Genomic DNA, 3,564 nt, shown 5'->3' with positions numbered 1-3,564 from the left:
TAGTCAATGCCGACTGCTTTGCCGCGTCCAACCAGCGATGCCAGATACTCGAGAGTTCGACCGCCACCGCATCCGATATCGAGGACGTTCGCGGTTTCAGGGATCTGCACCTTCGAAAGTCCCCATTGCGTTAGATCAGAATGCCCTGAGTTCATACCACGAACGAGAAACCGGCCTAACAGTCCGCGAGGCCTTCCGCTTTGTTCGAGAAGTTTGCCAAGCAAATTCACTTTTCCTCCTGGCTAGAGTCCAATCGATTGTGAGCCTTAGCATCTCCGCACTAGCGGCTCTGCACGCGTCGCGTCCTCATGGTCGGTAGGGCGGTGAGGATTGTCAAGCGGGGAAATCCCGACACAGCCGCGGTCGCCCCTGTCCGGCCACGACGACTAACAGGCTAAGCGATACGATTCTTCTTCCGGACATAGAGGTCTCCAGCTACAACGTTCGATGGGTTTCATACACGCCGCGTTACTCAGCATGGGCATGTGATGCGATTCTATACGCTCACATTCCAACCCTCGCGTTCAACGGTGCTTGTGATGTGTGCGAGGTGATGTCGACCATGCCAGGCATAATTGCCGACGTTCCACGCAAGCTCTGATGGACCCGATTCCGGATGAATGAATTGCCGCGACAACTGATCAGGTGTCAGCGCACGCAGCAGGACTACCCACCTTTCGTGAAGGAGGGACAGGAAATCGAGGCTCGTCTGGACGGGCACCAGGCGGTAGTCGATTAGCGCTGCCCATTGACGTTCGTCGTACGTCTTGATCGTCGGCGCTTCCTCGGTGAGCGCCCACTTGAATCGTACATAGCAGTTGGTGTGGCTATCGGCGATATGGTGAACAACCTGTCGGATAGTCCAACCGCCCGGGCGATATACTGTATCGAGTTGTTCATCCGAAAGCCTGATGACGACGTGCCGGAGCTGCTCAGGCAAGATCTCGATCTGCCTGATCCACCCCGAGAGATCGCTGTCGGAAACGGGGCCGCTATGCTCGAATTGCCCGATGGGATATCTGAGGTCAGTCATGGTTTATGGCTCCGGGATTTCTCGCGTTTCTTGACGGCCGTGACGTACCGCGTCATTCTTGGCCGTGCCGTCGTTTTCAGCCGTTGTGCGTTTCTACTTGCCCCAGAATCGACGAGCGGCGGACGGAAACGATCGGACTGGTGTGTCTGCGTGATCTGCGCCTGCCACCACATCCGTGTGCCACACGAGCCCGGTGGGCGCCGCGGATTCAAGTGACTCCCGGATTGCGTCAAATCCGTCGCGCATTCGGTTACCTTCGTGCTCGCCGAGGCTTAGATACAAAAAGGTGTCAAGAGATTCGGGCTGACTCAATCTGCTCTCCAGTGCCGGAACGATCGCCCGATTTCCCACCCATGCCGACGGACTGAACACGAAGTAGCCGTCGAAGAGGTTGGGCCTTTCGATGAGCGCATAGATGGCGAAGAGTCCGCCACGAGAGTGTCCGATCAGAATGCGGGTTGAATCTACCCGGAGTTGAGATCCGACGGCAGGGATCGCCTCCTGTTCGATGAATGCAAGGAAGCGATCTCCAAGTCCACCGGCCGTCGACATCAGCTCGCGGGGAGGAGTGAAGTCGTCGACGCGACCGGCACCGGTCTGGGGGACTTCGACCACGATCGCCGGCGCTGCAACACCGACCGTGGATAGAGTACGAGTCGCCTCTGCTATCTGCCTGCCCTGCCACGGGCCGTCGAGCACCCAGAGGACGGGAAAGCGTCGGTCGGGGTCTGATCCGTACTCGTCCGGCATCCGCACGCCCAGGCGCACTGACTCATCAAGTATGTTAGAATGAACGAAGATCTCTGTGGCGAGGTTGTCTTCGGTCGGCCCGTTGTAGGAGGTTTTTATCAGGGCGATGGCAGCCCCTGCGCCCACCAGTCCGCCGACCGCGGCGGCCACAAGGAGCATCCCGGCGACCAGTAGTCCGACCTTGACCCTATTCACGCATGGAACCAGTTTATGACGAATTATCCGGTCAGATTGCTCACTCTGTTGTCCAACATCTACATGTCAGGGTAGCTGACCACCGCGAAAGATATAAACAAGCATGCAATGCTCCCTGCCAACCACCAAACAGAGTCAGAGTCGGTTTTAGAGGAATCAGTGGCATCGTCGGCCGCGGATTCCCAACGGCGAGTCAGACCCACACCAACCGCCACGTTCCCCCGATTCCGCAGGATCAAAGCCGACGGTTCCTCCCGGGATATCGTGGGGGCGACGAAGGTGATCGTACGTTCACGGTGCGCACGCTCCGGGTGTCTGACCAGAATTGCTCCCTATCGTGCGTTCCGACTTCGCGCGGCTCAAGGAAATTCGAAGCCAGTCTGGTCTTCGAAGGCTGCGGGAGTGATTTGATACACATAGCTTTCATGACCACCGTCGTCAGGTCTCGCACCTGCTCGAGTGGCACCAATCCTTTCTACGGCTCGCTGTGACCGGACGTTCTGGAGGCCAACAAGAAAGACAACGCGGTGAACGAAACGGAAAGCATGTCCCAACATGAGTCGTTTGATCTCACGGTTGTAGATGCCGCCCCAGTAAGCTCGCGAAAGGAATGTCCAGCCGATTTCAACCTCGCTCCGTTCCTCATTGTAGCCATGGAATCGCGAAGACCCGATGATTCGCTGACTAGTGATGTCGGTGGCGACCAGAGCACCGCCGGATGCGAGGGAGTCTCTGAAGAATGCCTTGAAGACTGGTTCTTCGTGGCGATTGGGGACCGGGTGTTGTTCCCAGATGAGTGGATCGGCAGCTGCTGCGTGGAGCTCCTCGTAGTCTTGACTGCCGAGGGGCCTCAGTTCTACGAGCGCGCCTTTCAGGGTCGGCTGATAATCGAATGACATATTTGGGTATCCTGGAGATCGTGCGCGAGCCGCCTCGCGCGTAAGGACCTCGAGAATCTAGCGGGTGATTGAGCTCCTGCATCAGAGATTACGAAGAGTAAGAGCGTCGCACCCGCGATCGGCTGTGGAGCGAATGGCCATGCCGCACTTGCGACGCCAAACCTGAGCAGTGAAAATCTTGGCTCACCTTCCATTTGTGCGCGTCGTCGCCCTCTGCTGTGATGTACGAGAAAGGCGCTAGAGCGTCGGGAGTGAAGGTTTAAACACCATCAGTACGAACGCACTTATGACGATCAGAAAAGCCGCTGTCGCCCATCTAGTCCAGCTACGCGATAGCTTTTGATAGCTCGTCCAGTCGAAAGCCGCAGCGGACGTGCCTACACTAGTCATCCTCTCTATGCGGTGCTGGAGGGGGAGGGCCCTGAACACGAAGATCAATCCGGAGATACCGAAGAGGACCAGCGACCAAAAGATCCAGCCTGTCCCCACGACCGGTAGTCCGGTCATCAGGGTAGCACCGAAGCCGCCCACGAGGATGAGGAGTATTGAGGGGGGCGTGAACCACTTATCGTTGAAGTTGATCAGCGAGAATGTGTACGAGAGGATCCCAGGGTCCCGGGTCCGTTCAGCCCTCGCCTTCAAGAAGAGCGATGCTGCGAAGCCGCTGAAGAACAGCACCACCCCGAC

Annotated in this window: 4 protein-coding genes; all 4 read right to left on the bottom strand. The window is 57.5% G+C overall.

The window, feature by feature from the left end; genetic code table 11:
- Nucleotides 1–496: 496 nt before the first annotated feature.
- A complete protein-coding gene (locus tag HKN37_11185) occupies nucleotides 497–1,033 on the bottom strand; it encodes a putative metal-dependent hydrolase (protein NNE47212.1) in 537 nt (178 codons plus the stop codon).
- Between the two features lie 93 nt (nucleotides 1,034–1,126).
- On the bottom strand, nucleotides 1,127–1,978 hold the full coding sequence (locus HKN37_11180) for an alpha/beta hydrolase (GenBank protein NNE47211.1): 852 nt from the start codon (nucleotides 1,976–1,978) through the stop codon (nucleotides 1,127–1,129).
- A 359-nt stretch (nucleotides 1,979–2,337) separates the two neighbouring features.
- Nucleotides 2,338–2,877, bottom strand: coding sequence for a GNAT family N-acetyltransferase (locus tag HKN37_11175; GenBank protein ID NNE47210.1), 540 nt, complete (start codon nucleotides 2,875–2,877; stop codon nucleotides 2,338–2,340).
- Nucleotides 2,878–3,114: 237 nt separating this feature from the next.
- The coding region (locus HKN37_11170; protein ID NNE47209.1) for a DUF2269 family protein at nucleotides 3,115–3,564 on the bottom strand (450 nt) is incomplete at its 5' end.

The organism is Rhodothermales bacterium (genome assembly GCA_013002345.1).
Classification (GTDB): domain Bacteria; phylum Bacteroidota; class Rhodothermia; order Rhodothermales; family JABDKH01; genus JABDKH01.
This window is presented reverse-complemented; position numbering and strand designations above follow the sequence as displayed.

Coding starts and splice junctions, on each gene's coding strand:
- HKN37_11185 (NNE47212.1), bottom strand. CDS start 1,033: ATGACTGACCTCAGATATCCCATCGGGCAATTCGAGCATAGCGGCCCC.
- HKN37_11175 (NNE47210.1), bottom strand. CDS start 2,877: ATGTCATTCGATTATCAGCCGACCCTGAAAGGCGCGCTCGTAGAACTG.